This is a genomic window from Variovorax sp. LjRoot84 (genome assembly GCF_964254305.1).
Classification (GTDB): domain Bacteria; phylum Pseudomonadota; class Gammaproteobacteria; order Burkholderiales; family Burkholderiaceae_C; genus Variovorax.
This window is the reverse complement of sequence record NZ_CAXUTE020000002.1, coordinates 1,375,746-1,391,948: the sequence shown is the minus strand read 5'-3', so window position 1 is coordinate 1,391,948 and position 16,203 is coordinate 1,375,746. Positions and strand designations below refer to the sequence as shown.

The 16,203-nt window shown below is 61.9% G+C and carries 15 protein-coding genes; 2 read left to right on the top strand and 13 right to left on the bottom strand.

The genetic code is table 11. The annotated features are described in order from the left end of the window. Window position 1: 1 nt before the first annotated feature. From ACSQ9I_RS37455 to ACSQ9I_RS37430, 6 genes are all read right to left on the bottom strand, one after another. Entirely contained in the window at window positions 2–280 is a 279-nt protein-coding gene (locus ACSQ9I_RS37455) for a hypothetical protein (protein WP_436316973.1), read from the bottom strand. Window positions 281–282: 2 nt separating this feature from the next. After that, complete coding sequence (locus ACSQ9I_RS37450; protein ID WP_436316972.1) at window positions 283–1,638, bottom strand: AAA family ATPase; 1,356 nt, start codon at window positions 1,636–1,638, stop codon at window positions 283–285. A gap of 371 nt (window positions 1,639–2,009) precedes the next feature. Next, on the bottom strand, window positions 2,010–2,690 hold the full coding sequence (locus ACSQ9I_RS37445; protein ID WP_436317121.1) for a TniQ family protein: 681 nt from the start codon (window positions 2,688–2,690) through the stop codon (window positions 2,010–2,012). 41 nt (window positions 2,691–2,731) lie between these two features. Next, a complete protein-coding gene (locus ACSQ9I_RS37440) occupies window positions 2,732–3,604 on the bottom strand; it encodes a TniB family NTP-binding protein (protein WP_436316971.1) in 873 nt (290 codons plus the stop codon). 9 nt (window positions 3,605–3,613) lie between these two features. Further along, window positions 3,614–5,536, bottom strand: a complete 1,923-nt coding sequence (locus ACSQ9I_RS37435; RefSeq protein ID WP_436316970.1) for a Mu transposase C-terminal domain-containing protein — start codon at window positions 5,534–5,536, stop codon at window positions 3,614–3,616. 235 nt (window positions 5,537–5,771) lie between these two features. Then, window positions 5,772–6,440: a hypothetical protein gene (locus ACSQ9I_RS37430; RefSeq protein WP_436316969.1), complete on the bottom strand. Its 669-nt coding sequence runs from the start codon at window positions 6,438–6,440 to the stop codon at window positions 5,772–5,774. Window positions 6,441–6,992: 552 nt separating this feature from the next. On the opposite strand from ACSQ9I_RS37430, the gene ACSQ9I_RS37425 reads away from it, so the two are divergent. After that, the gene (locus ACSQ9I_RS37425; RefSeq protein ID WP_436316968.1) at window positions 6,993–7,502 is read left to right on the top strand and encodes a hypothetical protein; all 510 of its coding nucleotides are present in this window, start codon (window positions 6,993–6,995) and stop codon (window positions 7,500–7,502) included. A gap of 411 nt (window positions 7,503–7,913) precedes the next feature. Here the strand turns inward: ACSQ9I_RS37425 and ACSQ9I_RS37420 are convergent, their stop codons facing one another. From ACSQ9I_RS37420 to ACSQ9I_RS37395, 6 genes are all read right to left on the bottom strand, one after another. Further along, window positions 7,914–9,467 (bottom strand): ThiF family adenylyltransferase, encoded by a 1,554-nt coding sequence (locus ACSQ9I_RS37420; protein WP_436316967.1) that lies wholly within the window; start codon window positions 9,465–9,467, stop codon window positions 7,914–7,916. Continuing rightward, entirely contained in the window at window positions 9,464–9,952 is a 489-nt protein-coding gene (locus ACSQ9I_RS37415; protein WP_436316966.1) for a hypothetical protein, read from the bottom strand. The genes ACSQ9I_RS37420 and ACSQ9I_RS37415 overlap by 4 nt, the downstream gene beginning before the upstream one ends. A 20-nt stretch (window positions 9,953–9,972) precedes the next feature. After that, complete coding sequence (locus ACSQ9I_RS37410; RefSeq protein ID WP_436296653.1) at window positions 9,973–10,413, bottom strand: hypothetical protein; 441 nt, start codon at window positions 10,411–10,413, stop codon at window positions 9,973–9,975. A gap of 4 nt (window positions 10,414–10,417) precedes the next feature. Then, window positions 10,418–10,732 (bottom strand): hypothetical protein, encoded by a 315-nt coding sequence (locus ACSQ9I_RS37405; protein ID WP_436316965.1) that lies wholly within the window; start codon window positions 10,730–10,732, stop codon window positions 10,418–10,420. A 248-nt stretch (window positions 10,733–10,980) separates the two neighbouring features. Continuing rightward, complete coding sequence (locus ACSQ9I_RS37400; RefSeq protein ID WP_436316964.1) at window positions 10,981–12,216, bottom strand: ImmA/IrrE family metallo-endopeptidase; 1,236 nt, start codon at window positions 12,214–12,216, stop codon at window positions 10,981–10,983. 23 nt (window positions 12,217–12,239) lie between these two features. Further along, window positions 12,240–12,539 carry a hypothetical protein gene (locus ACSQ9I_RS37395; RefSeq protein ID WP_436316963.1) on the bottom strand — a complete coding sequence of 100 codons (300 nt, stop codon included), beginning with the start codon at window positions 12,537–12,539 and terminating at the stop codon, window positions 12,240–12,242. A 1,655-nt stretch (window positions 12,540–14,194) separates the two neighbouring features. On the opposite strand from ACSQ9I_RS37395, the gene ACSQ9I_RS37390 reads away from it, so the two are divergent. Further along, entirely contained in the window at window positions 14,195–14,956 is a 762-nt protein-coding gene (locus ACSQ9I_RS37390; protein WP_436316962.1) for a hypothetical protein, read from the top strand. Between the two features lie 210 nt (window positions 14,957–15,166). On the opposite strand, the gene ACSQ9I_RS37385 is transcribed toward ACSQ9I_RS37390, so the two are convergent. Next, window positions 15,167–16,111: a ParB/RepB/Spo0J family partition protein gene (locus ACSQ9I_RS37385; RefSeq protein ID WP_436316961.1), complete on the bottom strand. Its 945-nt coding sequence runs from the start codon at window positions 16,109–16,111 to the stop codon at window positions 15,167–15,169. Between the last annotated feature and the right edge of the window lie 92 nt (window positions 16,112–16,203).

Here is a 16,203-nt window from a genome sequence, read left to right as displayed (position 1 = left end):
CTCAGAAGTCCATCTTTGCAAGAAGCATGGAGCTCAACCACCAGGCCAGAATCGAACGCCTTGTTCTCCGTTCTGCCCAATCCACGTAGCCGCGTGGGTTGCACAGCACACGGCAAGAGCCGACCCGGTAGTCGAAGCTTTGGTGCGTGTGACCGTGCACCCAGAGCACAGGCACGTCGAAGAAAGCCTCCGGCAGCTCGATCACGAAGGCGCCCGACACCCAGTCTTCGGCGTAGTGCTGCGCGAGCGAGCCGTGATGTGGGGGATGGTGGGTGTCCATCCTCAACTCCTGACCACAAATGCAGAGATCCCATCGCCGTCGCCATCCTTCGGCCTCTGAGACGTCGCCGGGAGCACCGCGCGCGGCCTGGGGGCATCGAAGTCGTGATCCTCGAAGTGACGACGCCCCTCGTAGGCAGCCGCACCCAAGGCGCGCTCGCTGACCATGCGGATCTGGCGCGGCGTCATCCACGCCAGGCGGCAGATCTGAAGGTCCGTTGGCCGAGCGAACGTTGCCCGCACCTCTTCCCGCGGCACCATGCGTTCGAGCGTTGCCTGGAAGATGCTGTGCGCGAGCACCAGACGAACGTCGACGTCCGGCTCCTCGATGAAGAACTCAAGAAAGCGCGAGCGCACCGGTTCGCTAATGCGCTCGGCGTCGTTTGCCGTGGCCACATAGACCACGTGGCTCGCGTCGAACTCGAAGTCGACACTGACATCCTTCACCTTCGACGCCGTGACCGGCTCGAGCAAGGAGAGCAACGCATCAACCGGGCGGTAGTGGTTGCCACCGTGGGCGCCCTTGTCCAGTTCATCCAGCAGGACTACGGGATTTGCCCTTTCGCCAAGCATGATGAGTTCCCAGAGTGCGCCCACGGCCGAGTTGCCCCAGTGTCGCTCCGACCCGCGCAGGGCCGAGTTGGACTGCGGGTTATCAAACGGTTGCCTGTGGATCGTCGTCTGCAGGACCTCTGCCAGGCGATGTGTGAAGTGCGTCTTGCCGACTCCCGGTGCGCCAAGCAGCAGGATGGGCTGAGGCGTTGCCGGACGGCCCGACAGATCAGCCAGAGCCATCGCACGCTGGATCGCATCGACAACTGCCGCAAAGTTTGGCATCTCAGCAGCGAGCCGCTTGAGATCTTCCCGCCAGGTCGCAACACGCGCGACCGAGCGCCACGGTCCATTGGCCATGGCCTTGGCAAAGTGCTGAAGATCTCTGGTGATGATCTCTCGCTCGACTGCGGAGGGGTGCTTCTTCAACGACTCGAACCGTTCACGTGCCGCATCCCAGTCGAATACCGCGACGGTATCCGGAGGCGCCTGCGGCACCTCGTTTGGGACGGTCAGCGCTTGTGCCGCCTGAAATGGCGTCAGGTTTCTAGCGACTGGGGGCGGTGGAGGCGTTGGAGGCCGGGAGCGCCAATCCTCTTCCACCCTTGCCTTGTGAGCTGCATCTGCTTGAGCTCTTTTGCGTGCAACCTCTTCCCGCAGCAGTCGATCGAGTTCGAGTTGTTCGATCTCGAGTTGCTCGAGCACCCATAGCGGCAAGAGGAGTTCAGAAGGCTCGGAAAAGTCGCCGGCGGCTTTGTGAACGCCGAATCCCGGGGGAACTTTGCTTCGTTTGTTCTTGCTGACCATTCGGGGCTCCTTGGCGGAGCCGACTGGTCAGCTCCTTAAGACGGGGACACGAGGTGGAGGAGAGGCGACGTCGCCGCTACTGCCCTATTCGAGGCACGGGTCGAGGAACCCGAGCAAATCGACATGCGCACAGCCATGCGCGCGTCGATAGCGACGCGTTTGGCGGTGAGGGTCGAGAACTGCAGCATGGCGCGGTCTTGGTAAGGCTTGGGAGCTGGGTGCACCAAAATTCTATCGCCCCTCAAGCCAAAGCCGCAAGCTGCTACCTCCCAGGTCCCACCTAACGTCAAGTCGGTCGCCGCAATAAGCGGCACCCTCAGCCGGTCTTGAGCCCAGGTGCCCTCATACAGCCCCGAGCACGGCAAGCTGAACTACGGATCTCTCGGATCTTCTTGACGCGCGCCCAGCATCCGAATCCTTTCGACGGCAAGTAAGGTCTGCGCGGGCACGATCCCAAATGTCGGATGGCGCTCGTACCCAACGTACAAGGCCCTGCAGATCCGCTTTTCGAACGCCATCCGCTCCCGACGCCTCTGCACACTGGGCGGTTCGGGGGAGCTCAGCCCCAACAACGAGCTACTTTGAACTTCCGCGCATTCCAAGCTCGCTAGCGACCGCCCCCCATTCACCCGCATCAAGGTCGTTCCATGTTTCGGACAGAGGCGAACGAACCCAAATCGGCACTCGATCCGGTAGTGAACGACACGACTTTCGGCGACACACGCTCGGCAAAGCGAGAACAGAGGCACCTTGCTGTCGCCCGTCACAACGCCATCTGGCCGTGCCTGGGCGATGAAGCTGCATCGCCAAGCCATCAACTGGGCGAGTTGATCGGCTGTGGTCGCGAGGAAGCGAGCCGACGACTCCAACTCCCAAGGCCAGCCGAAATCCGGGTCCAACCCGCTGCCCAACCCGAGCAGTCGACGGAAGCCGGTCCATGGAATCCGATGGGCCTTTGCCACCCGTTGCAACCACGAGGTCGCTGCCTCCTTGGGTAGTGGTGCAGGAGTCAAATAGAGACTACCGTGGTGAGGAAACGGACGGCCCTTCATCCGTCGCCGAGCGGCTTCGGCGTAGAGATTGTCAGCGGGCGTCATTCTGGTTGCCCCAGAAACAGCAGGCTCACCGCATGCGTCACGTGCAGCACTTCGACCGTGGATGACTTGGTCAATGCGGCGATCTTGATCGCCTCCCGCCCGATCTTCACCAGCAGCCTCGGACTCGCACCTTCTCGCTTGGCCAAGAATTCAAGCACGGCCTCCACAGCGTCAGCGGTGAACGGAATCGGCGATCCCGCCAAGACCGCGCGGCCGAAGGCTTTCGTCTCGTTCCCCTTGAAATCGAATCGCAGCGTGAGTTCCCCGCTTATCCGAGAAGCCAACTGCTCATCTGACTTCTGCAGTGGTTTCGCTGATTCGATGCCCGCGAGGATCAGGCAAACGTTGGTCTCGTCAACGAGACGCTTCAGGAAATCGCGGATCTCTCGAAGGTGGGCAACCCGGTTGCCTTCGCAGACGTGTTGGACCTCATCGATGAAAATGACCCTGACGTGGGCGGAGCGAATCGCTTCGAACAGAACGTCCACGCGTTCCACGAAAGTCCGCGACGAGGAGATGGGGTAGTCGAGTGCCAAGAGAAGCTGGCGCACGATCGAGTACATGGTCGGACCAGGCAGGAGGGTGATGAGCAACGCAGAGCGCGTCGAGCGCAACCCGGGTCTCGCAGACAATCTGCGGCAAGCCTCCTTCAAGGCTGTGGATTTTCCCGCGCCAGCAGCCCCGAAGAGCCAGACGCCTTCGGCAGGAAGTCCGTGCGCGACGCTCATGGCTGCGTACTCCACTCGTTTGAGAAAGAGTTCGAGGGCAGGCGTCTCGTGGAACTTTTCTGCCATCTGAAGAACCTGAACGGCGGCTTCGAGCCAAGTCGCGCCATCAAAGACAGCCTTCGGTTTGATTTGGGTTTTCATGATCACTCCTTAGAACAAGATGGCATCAAGCACGCCCTGGTTGGAGTTGACGGCGGGCACCGTCGAGACAGCCGATTTCGCCGCAGGGGCCTTTTGGCTCGACTGCTGCATGCGCTCGCTCTTGATCGCCAGCGCGGACTTCTTCTTGCCCAGCCGTCCCGCCTCGAGCTCCTCTTGAATGCGGCGTTGCAGACCTATCAGGGCTGACAGCCGAATCCGCTCACGATTTCTTCTCAGTTCACGACACAGGAGTTGATGCTCCGGCAGCGAGATTCCACCCGCGTAGCCGGGCCACGTGCAATGCGCCCGGATGGGTTCGCGAGTTAGCGGATCCACCACTGATACCTCACCCAGATCGCCAGGGTTGACGAACACGGTGACCTTGGCGCCGTGCCCAATGCGTCGCACCACGGCAGCGAGTTCATCGCTCACGTAGTGGAGGTTCTCCCACCGAATCCCTTCTTGGTTGACGCTGCGCTCGATAGGCATCGCCGTCAGGAGGTCGATGGCTCGGGAATCACAAGGGATTGCAGGTGGGTGATCGGCCAGCCAGGCGGACATCTCCTGCGTGGGGGTCGTTCGGTGCCCTGGTCGCGGAACGCCATTGATGACATTCACGAAGAAGTGGACCAAGATGCGGATCAACGCGCTCAGCGGGATGACCGCCTTGACGTCTGCCTTGTACGATCGAAAAGACTGCACGTCATCGAAGAGCCGGCCGGGCAGCTCATTGGCGATGTACTCCAAGATATATCCATGCAAGCGTTCCACGAAGGGCTTGCCCCAAGGGGTCCGACGCGGCAGGAACTGCACCGCGGAGCCCATCGCGACGGCTGCACGGACAAAGCCTTCGGCGGTCAGATTGGTTCCGCGGTCGGTGGCGATCGTGCCGAAGGGGCCGGTGTACGGCCAAGCATCCAGTGGAAGGTCGGCCTTCTGGAGGTAATGTGTCTTTTCAGTGAGCAGGTTCCTGAGGGTGGCCAGGCTGGTGAAGGTCGAGACGTCGCCACACCACAGGAAAAATGACGGAACAAACCCCGTTCCCCGATCTCTCAAGGATGTCAGGCGCGGAACTCCAAGCGCCCGCGTGAAATCGTCACTCACCACCATCAGCGGCAGGTAGCAGTCGTCCATCTCGCCGATCTCCATGGGATCGACATCGATGTATGCGCCGCGGGAAACGCGATGCGATCGTCGCGCCTCGTCAATCCCTTCTCGCCGCTCTGTCCGCAGAAAGCTATCCAAGCGCGCAACGCGCCGCTCGAAGGTCCGCAACGAGGCAGGAAGTCCTTTGAATGGCCCATTGATCCGCTCATCGTCTTCGCGCAGGCGCAGATAGTGACGATGAGCAGAGGCAATGCTTGGCTGCTCCTGTTTGAGGTAGTGCTCGTCGATCGCGGTATTGAGGAGCCCTTCATCTCGAGCGTCGATACGGTAGCTTCCGGTTGTTGTCCCCTTTCGCTGAGGTGTGCATGCGTATAGAACGTCGCGGTGGCGGCAGACGCTTTGATGGATCGAGACAAGTTGCCACGTCGTGACAGCCTTGAAGCCGCCGGCCTCGCAGGCCTCGGAGACGAGAGACTTGACCGCGGGAGCGTCTTTTCTCAGGTGAAGCCCGGACTTCTTCCAGGTCATATAGGCGAACATCCGACGCGCTTGTTCCCGAAGTTCATGCTCTGTCAGACCGATTAGCATGCTCTCGTGTCCGGTCGGAGGCTTGTCGATGATTTGGATCGAAGTCGAGGTCGCAACGGTCGTCATCTGAGTGATCTCGCCAGCAGCGACGGCATTCCTGAACTCCTCGTGGGTCCACTTGAATAGCTCCCCAGTTTCAACGGCTTCGAACTGCACAAGACCGCTAGGTGCGGAGTGAAAGAGCAGCTGCTGGCCCTGCATTGCGATCATCGTTCCGGTGACGGGCTGAATGAACATGACAGATCTCCTTGAGTTTTGGGCAAACGCGCCTGCAGTGATGCGATCGCCTGCGCAGTCATTTCTGAGAAACGCCCGGGCCGTCGTGCGAGCACGATTGCACCGCGGCGCGCGATCAGGATTCGGAGTTGCTCGACGAGCAAGCAGCGCACGCGACCGTCCGTGAGCCGGCGCAGTCGCAACTGCGCACCGATCGAGAGGGTCACGTGGTAAATGCCGTCGTCGAGCGCGACGACTAGGCCCACCATGTGTTGACGAGGTCAGCGAGCCTGAGCGCAGGCCGTTCGGGCGTCGGCAGCCACAGGTGCGAAGCTCGGGATAGAGGCGCCTTCTCAAGATCCACGGCCAACTCTTGGTTGGCGATGGCTGCATAGACCTTGTTCCACTGAGCGACATCTACGCGATCAAGGAGTTGACCCAAGGTGGTCGTGCGTCGGCCAATGCGTGAGAAGGCATCTGTGGCAATGCCTTCCGGTTCAACCGCCCAGTAGCGTGAGAGCCGCGAGACGTTGCGCGCGAACACGCTATCGGATCTCCATTCCACCAAGCCGAAGCGGTATCGACCTTCCACTTGAAGGTAGCTACCGATGGCTTCGTACTTGCGTCGCAGGACATGCTGCCAATCAAGCATTCCGGCCGGCTTGATTTCGAGGAAGGTCGGCGGACCGTTGTAGGGCCACGCCAGCGCATCGGGGCGGTACTGGCGCTTCTGCATGGTTGAGTCGATCCACTCGATCGGAGGCGGTTTGGCAACGATCCTTAGCAGATCGACAGCCATTCGCAGCGCTTCGAATGTGACGCGCTCGTTCACGCTGGCGAGTTCCGCGTGGACATCCCGGCCAAGCGCCAGAATTCCTGTGGTGGCCCAAGACATGCGGCGCACTTGCGCCAAAGCTGCTTTCATGGGTTTCTCCGGAAAAAGTTGACCCACAGAGAAAGCGCAGCTAGATTTCAGTTCTCTAGGCTGAAGGCTGCCGCTAGCTTTCTCTGATCTAGGCCCCAGCAGCAGCTCCAACTGCGGCTGGGGTCCGGTGAGGATGCTGGTGAATCGCCGTAGTGATCTACCTCCTTTCTTGCCAGGGGGTGCGATGAACGAAGCCCTCGCCTCGCGGACCTGGGATAGATAGGCAAGGGGCTGCCAACACTGAAGCGAAGGCCTGCCCTGGCCAGTTGCTTTCGACAAGTCGACGTGCCCTCGAGGACTGAGCTGCTTGGCAAGTCATGCGCCCAGTATTTCGTGGTCGCCAGTGGCGTCGCAAGTAGCTAAACGCCTCTACTGCTCGACAAAAATGTTGGACTCCGCTGAGGCAGTCTGGCACGGACAATTGGAGAATTCTCCGACTGGCACCGCCGTCTGAACTTCGCAGACGTACTGAAAGCGTGGACAAGAAAACCGGAACATTCCGGTTTTTTTCATAGTTGTTTTCTCTTGTAAGTCCCGTCACCGAGGCGTTTCATGACCAAGAGGAACTTGCTCCTTTTGCTTGTTCAAGCCGGTGGGCTCGCGGAGATGATGCTCTGCAATGCTGCCGCGGCCGCGGGGCTTAGGAACACCACGCAACTGTTGATCTGTCTGCATCTACTCGACGCAACCGGCCACCACACTCAGCGTGCAACGGCGTCGGAGCTTGCGATTCGCATGCGAACGCCAGCGGATCGCGTCCGCAAGCAGGCAAACGCGTTGCTCGCAAGCGGTCACATTCGGCGCCTCACTGACGACGACCGTATGCACGGAGATTGCCATGATCTGCGCAAGCGGCCTTACGTATTAACGCAGCAAGGTTCATGCGCTGCGGCAAGGGGGCTGCATGCAGCGAAAGAGATCGATGCGATCTTCGCGGCGCTCATGCCAACACACTTGGCTGCCGGCCTAGTAACCTTCGACGCTTGGTCGAAGCTCCGCTACGGCGCGCAATGCTCTACACCCCTGATTCCCTCAAGAAGGCGCTTGATTCAGGTCGCCTGATCACAAAGCGCCGCGGCTTCCTACCAGCCAGCGGCCTTCGAGCCTGAGAATGGCCTCGTGATGTCCGGTCTTAGGTCGCCTTGGCATGCCACCCCGCTTGTCGGTGGCTGGCCGCCTCGTCAGGGTCTTTGTAGGGAGCAGTGGGTGCTTGGTCGCCATGCTCCAAAGTGAAGGCGTCAGGCGCGGAGCACATTTCGCGTTTCTGGGGCCATCGAGGCGAGCCAAGGACCGGTGATTGCGTGTTTTGGGTACTGGCGTCGGCTGCCGTGAGGTCCATGCGCCTGGCGAGCGACACGAGGAATCCAAGCAGGCGCTTGTCCGCTTCCAGCCAGCTCCACAGGGCGGTCAAGCGAGCGGCCCCACCTGAGCCTGAACCGCACTGCGGAGGCCGTGAGAAACGGACAAGCCCCTTCAAGCAGCAGCAATCGACCCGCTCGCGGCTTGCCGCATGCGCCGTGCAGAGGCGACCTTGTCGATGACGGAGCGATGTACCACGCATTCACAACTCGGGTCTGCTCGCGTCAGCACGCCAAGAGAAGCCTCCGGTCCGATGACGAGGCTTTCCATCTGAAAGCGCTGCGTGAACTCAGCGTCTGGGTAGAGCAGCGCCTTCAGCGCCTGCGTCACCACAAGCGCCGCCGACGCGGTCGCCACGAACGGAACTGACGGGTTGAATCCCTCCTCAATGCCCAGTCCCAAGGAGCGTGACTGGGCCTCGCCGATGGTCGCGCAGACGGTCTTACCATGCGCCAGCCGTTCACTCAGCCAAGTGCGCTTGGATTCCTCCGCGTCCGAAACATCCTGCTCCGTCAGAGGCCGGCTCAGGTCGGAGCTGAGCGATGTCATGCTGAGCCCGGTCGCCCTCGCTTGAAGCTTGCGTTCGTCGCCGACCGGCAGGCGAAACGAGCACCGCATGCAGGCACCGTGCGGGCGGTCCAGACGATGTGTCATGACCGCCGCGCCGACGGCATTGATGCCTCCGTCGACGAGCACAGAAGGCCAAAGCAATTGGGCGTCGTGCCGGGCGCCAATGTCGTCCAGGCCGTTCAGCACCAACTCGACGGACATGGCGCGCACAAACTCACCCGAGCGCGCGTCCGCCACCAAAGCCTGTTCTCCGGTACAGCGAAGGCCATCAGGACGGTTGAGCCACGCGGCCAAACGCTCGGCCTTCGAGGTGGCGAGCCAGGATTCATCGTCGAGCACGGTGCAGGTGCCCAGGTTCTCGCGCCCGTAGTCTTGCTTGTCGATGATGAGAAGGCGGCCACGCACCGCGAGTTGCGACAGCAGCAGGGCGATGCCGTTGCCGATGGCACCTGCGCCGACCATCACGGTGTCAGGAAGCGAAATCGCGGTGGATAGCGGCGGGCCGAGACCCGTTGGCGACGTGCTCAGCTCGAACAGCGAGAACTGCGTTGCATCGAGCAACGGTGCTTTGTTACGGGGAACTGCGTACACGCGCTTGAAGACCTCGGTGACACCAAAGGATGCCGCCATCAGCGCCGCCATCGGATTGCTCTGGTCGCCGTCCGGAGGCAGGGGCGTCGGCCCGGATGACACACGCGCCACCCACCCGTTCGAGTTGATGGAGGTCCATGGCAGACGAGGGTCGAAACGAGCACCAATGTTGAGGATGGCAGCCGCGGACTCCAGTGCGACCGGAGCGCCTTCGCCTACGATAGTCACCGTGCCTTTGGTCCAGACGCGAGCGGCAAGCTGCCGAACCTCCGTCTCGAAAGCTTCGAGACCGCCCGGCAGCACCACGGTCAAAGGCCCGACGATGCGCGACAGTAGTCGCAGGCTGTTGAGCAGGCACCAGCGCCCGTTCTGGGTGGCGAGCATCTGGCGCTCGCCGGTCAGGATGACCGGCCGAGAAAAGATGATGGCCTCGTCAAGCAGCGAACTTCCCAGGCCTTCAGCAACACCCAGGGGCCGACTCGACGCCACATCGCTAGCGGAATTCATGCCGGCACCTCCAGGTTCACAACATCCACCGTCGCGGCAGAAATCTCGATGCGCCGCGCAACCTCGGCCGTGTCGAGACGTCGGTAGCCGCCACCATCGAAGAGATGGACGCCGCACTCCTCGAGGCCCGAGACCGCACGCTGGGCGTAATGGGGGCACACGACCGACAGGAAGTCCTGGCATCGAATGCCGTACTTCCGATCGACGTCGGACAAGTCGACGAAACGTCCAGGGTGCGAGTGAATTTGGCCCACCAGGTAGGTGCCGAGTTCGTCCGCCAGGTCGGTCAGCCGCGACATTGCATTCCAAGACAGCCGCAGTTGGACTGGCGACGCATGAAAGCCGCCGCCACGCAGCGCCACCAGGTGCGTGACCCGCGCCTGGTTGCCGTCTGAGCTGCCGAGCCAAAGTGCGAGGCCCTCGTTGCCGATGAGACCGTGTGGCCGCATCACGTCGACCGACACATCAAGCAGGTCGGCCGGCAAGGTCCAGGTTGTTTCATGCATCACGGTCCCCTTCCTTGAAACGAGTTGTCCAGCGATGACTGGACATGGAGCAGTGCGTACTGCACCGGCGCCTCGACCTTCGGGAAGGCGTTGGCGGCGGAATGGGCCCACTCGCTGTGCAGACCGTGCCCTTCCGCGGTCCACGGCAGGCAGGCGTCCAGGCAGCCAGGCCGAAACCCGAAGCACTTCGGCCACGCCGCCGGGTTGTTCTCCCCTCCGGTCGTCATGTCGATGAACTTCAGCGACGGCGCCTTCATCAGGTCGTTCCAGCGCAGCCGGGCCTTGAAGAGCTCCTCGGGGTTGCTCAGCGGATGCATGATCGCGAAGACCCCGAGCGGGACGGAGATGTCCCGCTCGAGGCTCCAGCGACATGCCTCTGGCAACGCGAGGACTTCTTCAAGCTGCTGCTCAAAGAGCGCCAGCTCGAAGTCGGTTGCCATGGCGCTACCCCTGGATGAACTGCTCAAGCAACTTCAGTTCAAGCTGGTGCTTGCCCTGGGCCAGATTGCCCAGGGTTTCGGCCAGGTTGCTCTGAATGACGCCATGGGCGGAGAACGCGTATTCCTTGCGTCCACCGTCCACCGGGCCTTCGACGAGACCGAAGTGGTTGAGTACCACCGGCTTGAGGGTCCCCAGCGTTTCCGTCAGGAGTGCTTTGGGGTCGACATAGGGCTTCGGCGAAGCCAGGTAGCGCACACGCAGGACCAGCGTGTCGTGATGGTGAGCGACATCGTCGCCCGCAGATTGGACTGCTTGCATATAAACCTCATGAATGTTGAAAAACACTACGCCGGCTGCCGGGCCGGCACGGACGTTCCTTGACATTGCAGAGGTCACTGCAGACAATCGCTCCCGCCTACCAAGCAAGGATGAACTGTTTACGCAGCGAGTCCTCCGCGGTCGAGTACTCCGGTATTCGGCCGCTTTCTACTTCTGGGGCATAGAACTCCCTTCATGGCTTTCTGCTTGGACAACCCGGCACGTGGCCACGATGCGTGACGTATCGTTCATGCGAGTTGCTCCTCGAAGTACTGGCGCACAGAACCTGCATCGCTTACCAGGCTTGAGAGCAGGCGCCAGTTGCCGGTTTCGTGCCGTAGCCGGCCGGCGATGATGGCCGGATGAACGCCCGCCTCACGGGCGAGGTCGAGAGCGTCGCTCAGTTTGTGCGAGGTGGTCACCGCAGCCTCGGACCACAGCTTGGCTGGTATTAGAGCCTCTTGTGCGCCCGCATCGGCCTCGTCTTCCTCTGTCTCACCCTTTCGGGTCTTGTCTTCGAGGTTGTCGGCGATGAACAGGTGATTCGCACGCAGGTGCTTGGCGACGTGCACGAGCTCATGAAGCAGCGCGAACCAGAAGTTGTCCAATCGGTCATGTCGAAGCGTCAACGCCACGATGGGCTGCTCGCCATCCAGCATCGCGGCTCCATCCAGGTAGGTCTTGGAGAAGTGCTTCTCGAAGACTAGGCAGATGCCGTGTTTGCTGAGGAACTCATGCGCCAGGCGGGGGCCTCCGTCGAAGGCGGAAAGCTTGGCCAGGTCGCGCAGCCATGCGCTCGTGACGCTGCCGGGCTTGAACGTTGCGCGCGGTGGTGACTTGCGGGCCTTGTTCACCACCAGCACGCGCCACACCAGCAAGGCGTGTTCGTCCATGGTGCGCGAACCGCTCTGATGAAGCGGTGCGCGCAGCAGTGCTGGCGCGTGGGCATTTCCGCAAAGCGGGCGCAGCAGCGGCGCGACCAGTTCCTCGGCGTTCTCGCGCAGCTTGGCCAGCCCATACTTGATGCCGCCGAAGCAGCCGCGGTCCATCATCTCCACCAGCGGGAATTTGGTGTAGTCGTAGTCCGGAACCTCTCCGCCGACTTCGTCACCGAGGTCGCCATCGCCAATCAGCGATGCCGCCGGAATCCCTAGCCCCTTGTGCAGGCGGCGCATCATCGCCAAGGTCAGCTGACGCCGGCCGGCCAAGACGTCCGACACCCGTGGCATCGACCCGATATAGGGCACCAGGTCCTTTTTGGTCAGACCCTGTTGCTCGAGGCGGAAGTTGATGGCCTCAATGGGGTCGGTGGGAGGGCGTTTGGCGTGCTCAGCTTCGTAGGCGCCGATGACCAAGCGCAGCAATTCGAACTCGTTTTCCTGTTCGGAACCTGAGTTGAAGTCGCCATCCATCAGGGAGCCCAGGCGCTTGAGTGATTCTTGGTACTCCCCTTGGGTCCTGATGATGCGCACTTGTGAAGTCATGGTGCTGCCTCTCCGTGTGCGGGTTATTTCTTCGACGAGCGGGTCGCGGCCTTCGCCGTCTGGCCGTCGACCCATGCGTTCTGGACAAGGACGATGCCCTTATCGCACCTGACCTTCGTGTCCACCATATACAGACCTTGGAGCAGTCGGAAGACGACGCGCCCGCTCTTGGCAATTTGGGCGGTGATGTAGCGCTCCTGCAGTTGCCGCAAGTTTGTCCAGGTCGCTGCTTCCACTTCACCCCGCCACGCGGCGACGTGCCCGCGGCACTCCGGGTGCGCGGCAGCGAACTCGTTCAGGATGACGACGCCGTAAAGCTGCATGATGGTTCTCAATATGGGGAATCATACTACAGCCCAAAATGGAGAAGCAATATCGGCTTGGGCCTTCTGGGAAAAAGGGAAGTTTAGATTTGGGCCGGCGTCAACTGCCACGGCGCTTGGGGGCGGCATCAGGCTCGGTGCTGGCGCCTGTGGGGCGCGCTGTCCGATGCGCATCTACTACTGCCGCCACAACTGTGGCGCGCTTGGCGACAGTTACTAGTGGCGCAGCGCGCGGGGGCGAGGCGCCCTCTCGACATACCGACCGACTACTCAGTCCGAGCGGATAGCTGATTGTCTCCTCGCCTTCTGGCGGTGTTTCTGTGAAGTCGATAGGAAACGGGCGCGGACAGCCGCGAGCTTGCGAAGTTAGTGCGCGCTTGCACGGTGCCTCCGTACCAACACATCAGTCGTTGGGAGCACGAGGAGTTTCTCGGCCAGCGAGCCCTCCGTCGGCCGCGGGGGGCGAGGCATCTTGAGCTCCGCGGCGACAGCGTTCCGGTTTCCGGCGCGAACAAGCTCGTTGAAGCGCTGCTCCACCTCAGACGCGGTGCGGCCTGATGCCCTCGTCCATGCCAAGAACTTTCCCCATTCCCGGCCGTCCAGTTCTGTATCGGAGTCCCTTATGAACTTCGACTTGGACATACATGCCTCCTCGTTCGACAGGTCTAAAAAAGCGGGTTGCGACGCGCGAACCAACTCGAGGGACGACTGTAGTCGGGGTTCAAGCGCCCGTGGCAACCAATGGCAGGCAGCAAAACTGGGAGCGTCGTGATGAACTTCCGGGTTTGGGCGATTCCTTCCCTGGCTTGGGGTCCCACTTCGGGCAACTCGGCTCCGGGACCCCTGGCGCCGATACCCGATTAAAAGATGGACAGTTCCGTTCGCGATCCGATTGCACCATCTTTTCTGGACCGACCTGGGCGAACGTTCCACGCGCCGCCGGCGGCCGAAGGTCGAACAACCGGCCTCCTATGTCACCGCGGCGAGGTCTTGTCGTTGGAGTTTCTGAATTGCCAGTCGAGTACCAGGCCACGCATTTCTCGCGGAGCATGGCGATCAAGGTGGCCCCTACTCGGGAGCGACTTTGCCAGCAGCAGCTTGCAGCAAAACTCGCCCCGGCCGAGATGAACCCCGGCATAGCCCCCGTGGCCATCGGTCTCCTGGAAGTCCCACTCCTGCCGAAAGAGCAGTCCCGGACCAGTTCGTCCATGATGGCACTCGAACGATCTGCGCGCGCGACACCCGGATCGATGATTGGCGCGAGCAGAAGGTGAAACTGTACTCGCCGCGGGTCCAGCGTTCATCGGCCCTTGGACGGCGGATGTTTTCACCATCCGAGAACTGGAGCACAAACAGTGTCGCGTCGGCTCAACTACTGTGTCGCATGACAAAAGTTAGGGCAAGAATCAGCGCATCTCGGATTCCGTGAAACATTGCGCCTCCCAATTGGAGCAAGAATCCGCAAGACTTTTTCTGAAGTGCGACAACAACTTAGCTTGCGCGCTGTGCCTTGGGCAAAAAATTGTTTCACGGAAATCGGGGCCGGAAAAGCTCTTTGGCAATAGCGGGCTGATAATTCGGTTATTCAGTAACCAAATCCTTCAGGCGGCGCGCATTTGTCCTCTCTACCCATGGATCGTGCTTCAGAACAGGCTGTGGATCTCGGAGAATTCCGCGATGCCGCATGGCCGGAAATCAGCAGTGTCGCGGACCTCGGTCGCATCCTGGTCATCCTGCACGGCGCCAGCGCGCCGTCGGAAGCAATGCTGAAAAAGTGGAGTGCGAGCGGCGAATTCAGGGAATGTCTCATCGCGTCGCGCGGGGAGGCCGACCCGGGCGGTCAGGATGGCGCGAACGCCAAGGGCACCGTGCTGCCTGGCAAACCGGGCCGGCCAGGACTGCGCCTGGCCACGGACAAGGCGATCGCACGGGTCTATGAGTTGTGGCCGCAGCTTGCGGACTCAGACCCGAAGGCCGTCTTCGAGGAAGCCGTGGCGCGCACGGCCCGCCAGCTGTCTGCGGTGCTGCGCCCGCTGATGCACGACCAGGTGGCACCTGCGGCGCCCGCTCACCGATTCCACGAAGCGACGCCCGCGGCCGCGCCGCCCTCGGAGGAACTTGCAGAGTGGCAGCAGCGCATTGAGCAGGTGCTCGTGACGCTGGGTGACGACGTGCGAGAAATGCGGCGCGAGATGGCGCAGTTCGCTGCGCTGCGAAACAACCTGATTACCAGGCTTGACGAGGTGGTGGCGCGTTCCAGAGAGACCTTGCTCGCCACCGCGCGCGCGGACGGAGGGGGCGGCAACCCCATCGTCGAGGCTCGGCGCGACAGGGACATGGGAGTTCTGAAGTCGACGATCGATCAGATCCTGTCGTCGCTCGAGCGTCTCGAGGCGTCTCGCGGCTCGCAGTCATAAGAGGCGTGAGGGTGGTTGCGGCCTAATCGCCGTCGCTGTTCGGAGGGGTGTAGTACGGTACTACACGCGGTTCGGTACCGACGACTTCCCCGCCCGGGTCGCTTCGATCGCGGGGTGTAGTACCGTACTACACCTCCCGATTCGGATATTCGAGGCCAACAAAAAAGGCGCCCAAGGCGCCTTTTTTGTTTGTCCTGCGGGAATCTCTCTTTATCCTTCCGCTACAAACTGCTTGAGCAACCGGGCGAGCTCCAACTGACGCGCCGCGGTCAAGCCGACATGGATCCGGATGGAAGGCCGGGCTTCCCCATCGACCTTCATCGTCGCGATCGTCGTACCCGCCTTCTCGAAAGTCTGAATCGACGGGTGCGACGGGGCCCGCATTGCCGCCTGCGGCGACGTCAGCCGCGCAAAGATCTCCTTCGCGCTCATCGTGCCGCGGTCCGCCGCGATCTCGGCCGCCCGAGCTTCCAATCCCGCGGGGTCGCTCTCCACCGCGGCCTTGAACGCCGTCGACCAGCGAAACTGAAGATCCAGCGGTGACGCGAAGGCCTGCAACACCGCCTGCGGCAGCCGCGCCAGCACCAGCGCCTTCGAGAGATTGGTCGGGTCCACGCCGATCGCGCTGGCCATCTGGCGCAAGGACGGATAGAGGCAGCGGTCCAGCGCACGTGCGTACATCACGCCCTGCTCCCAGGCCGACAGATCGGCACGCTCCCGATTCTCACGCTCCATCTCCTCGAACAGCGCGCGATCGTCCAGGTTGTCCACGAACGCCAGAACCTGCAAGCCCAGCTGCAGACACGCCTCGTGCCGGCGATGCCCGAACACGATCTCGTACTTGGGACCATCGCCCGGACTCGCGATCGGGCGCACCTTGATGGGCTGGATATTGCCCCCGGCCTCCTTGATCTCGCGCTTGAGATCCTCGAAGTCCTCGAGTCGAAAACTCGACTCGTGGCGATTGGCATAGTCGCTGCGCTTGATCTCGCGCGGGTCGAGCAAGCGCGTCGCCTTGGCGCCGTCCCAGGTGTGGAGCTCGGTCACGGCATCGTTCAGGCGCCCCTCGAGTTCCGCCGCCCGCGCGGCTTGCCCGCGCAGCAGGTCGTTCTCCCGCAGGAGCTCGGAACGCTGGTCGTTGGCCAGGGCCATCATGGCGCCCGGCGCCGTCTTCGGCTTGGTGACGTCGGGCGTGGGTGACGCCACCGGCATCAACGATGCGAAGTCGATCTTGGAGGCCTTGTCTT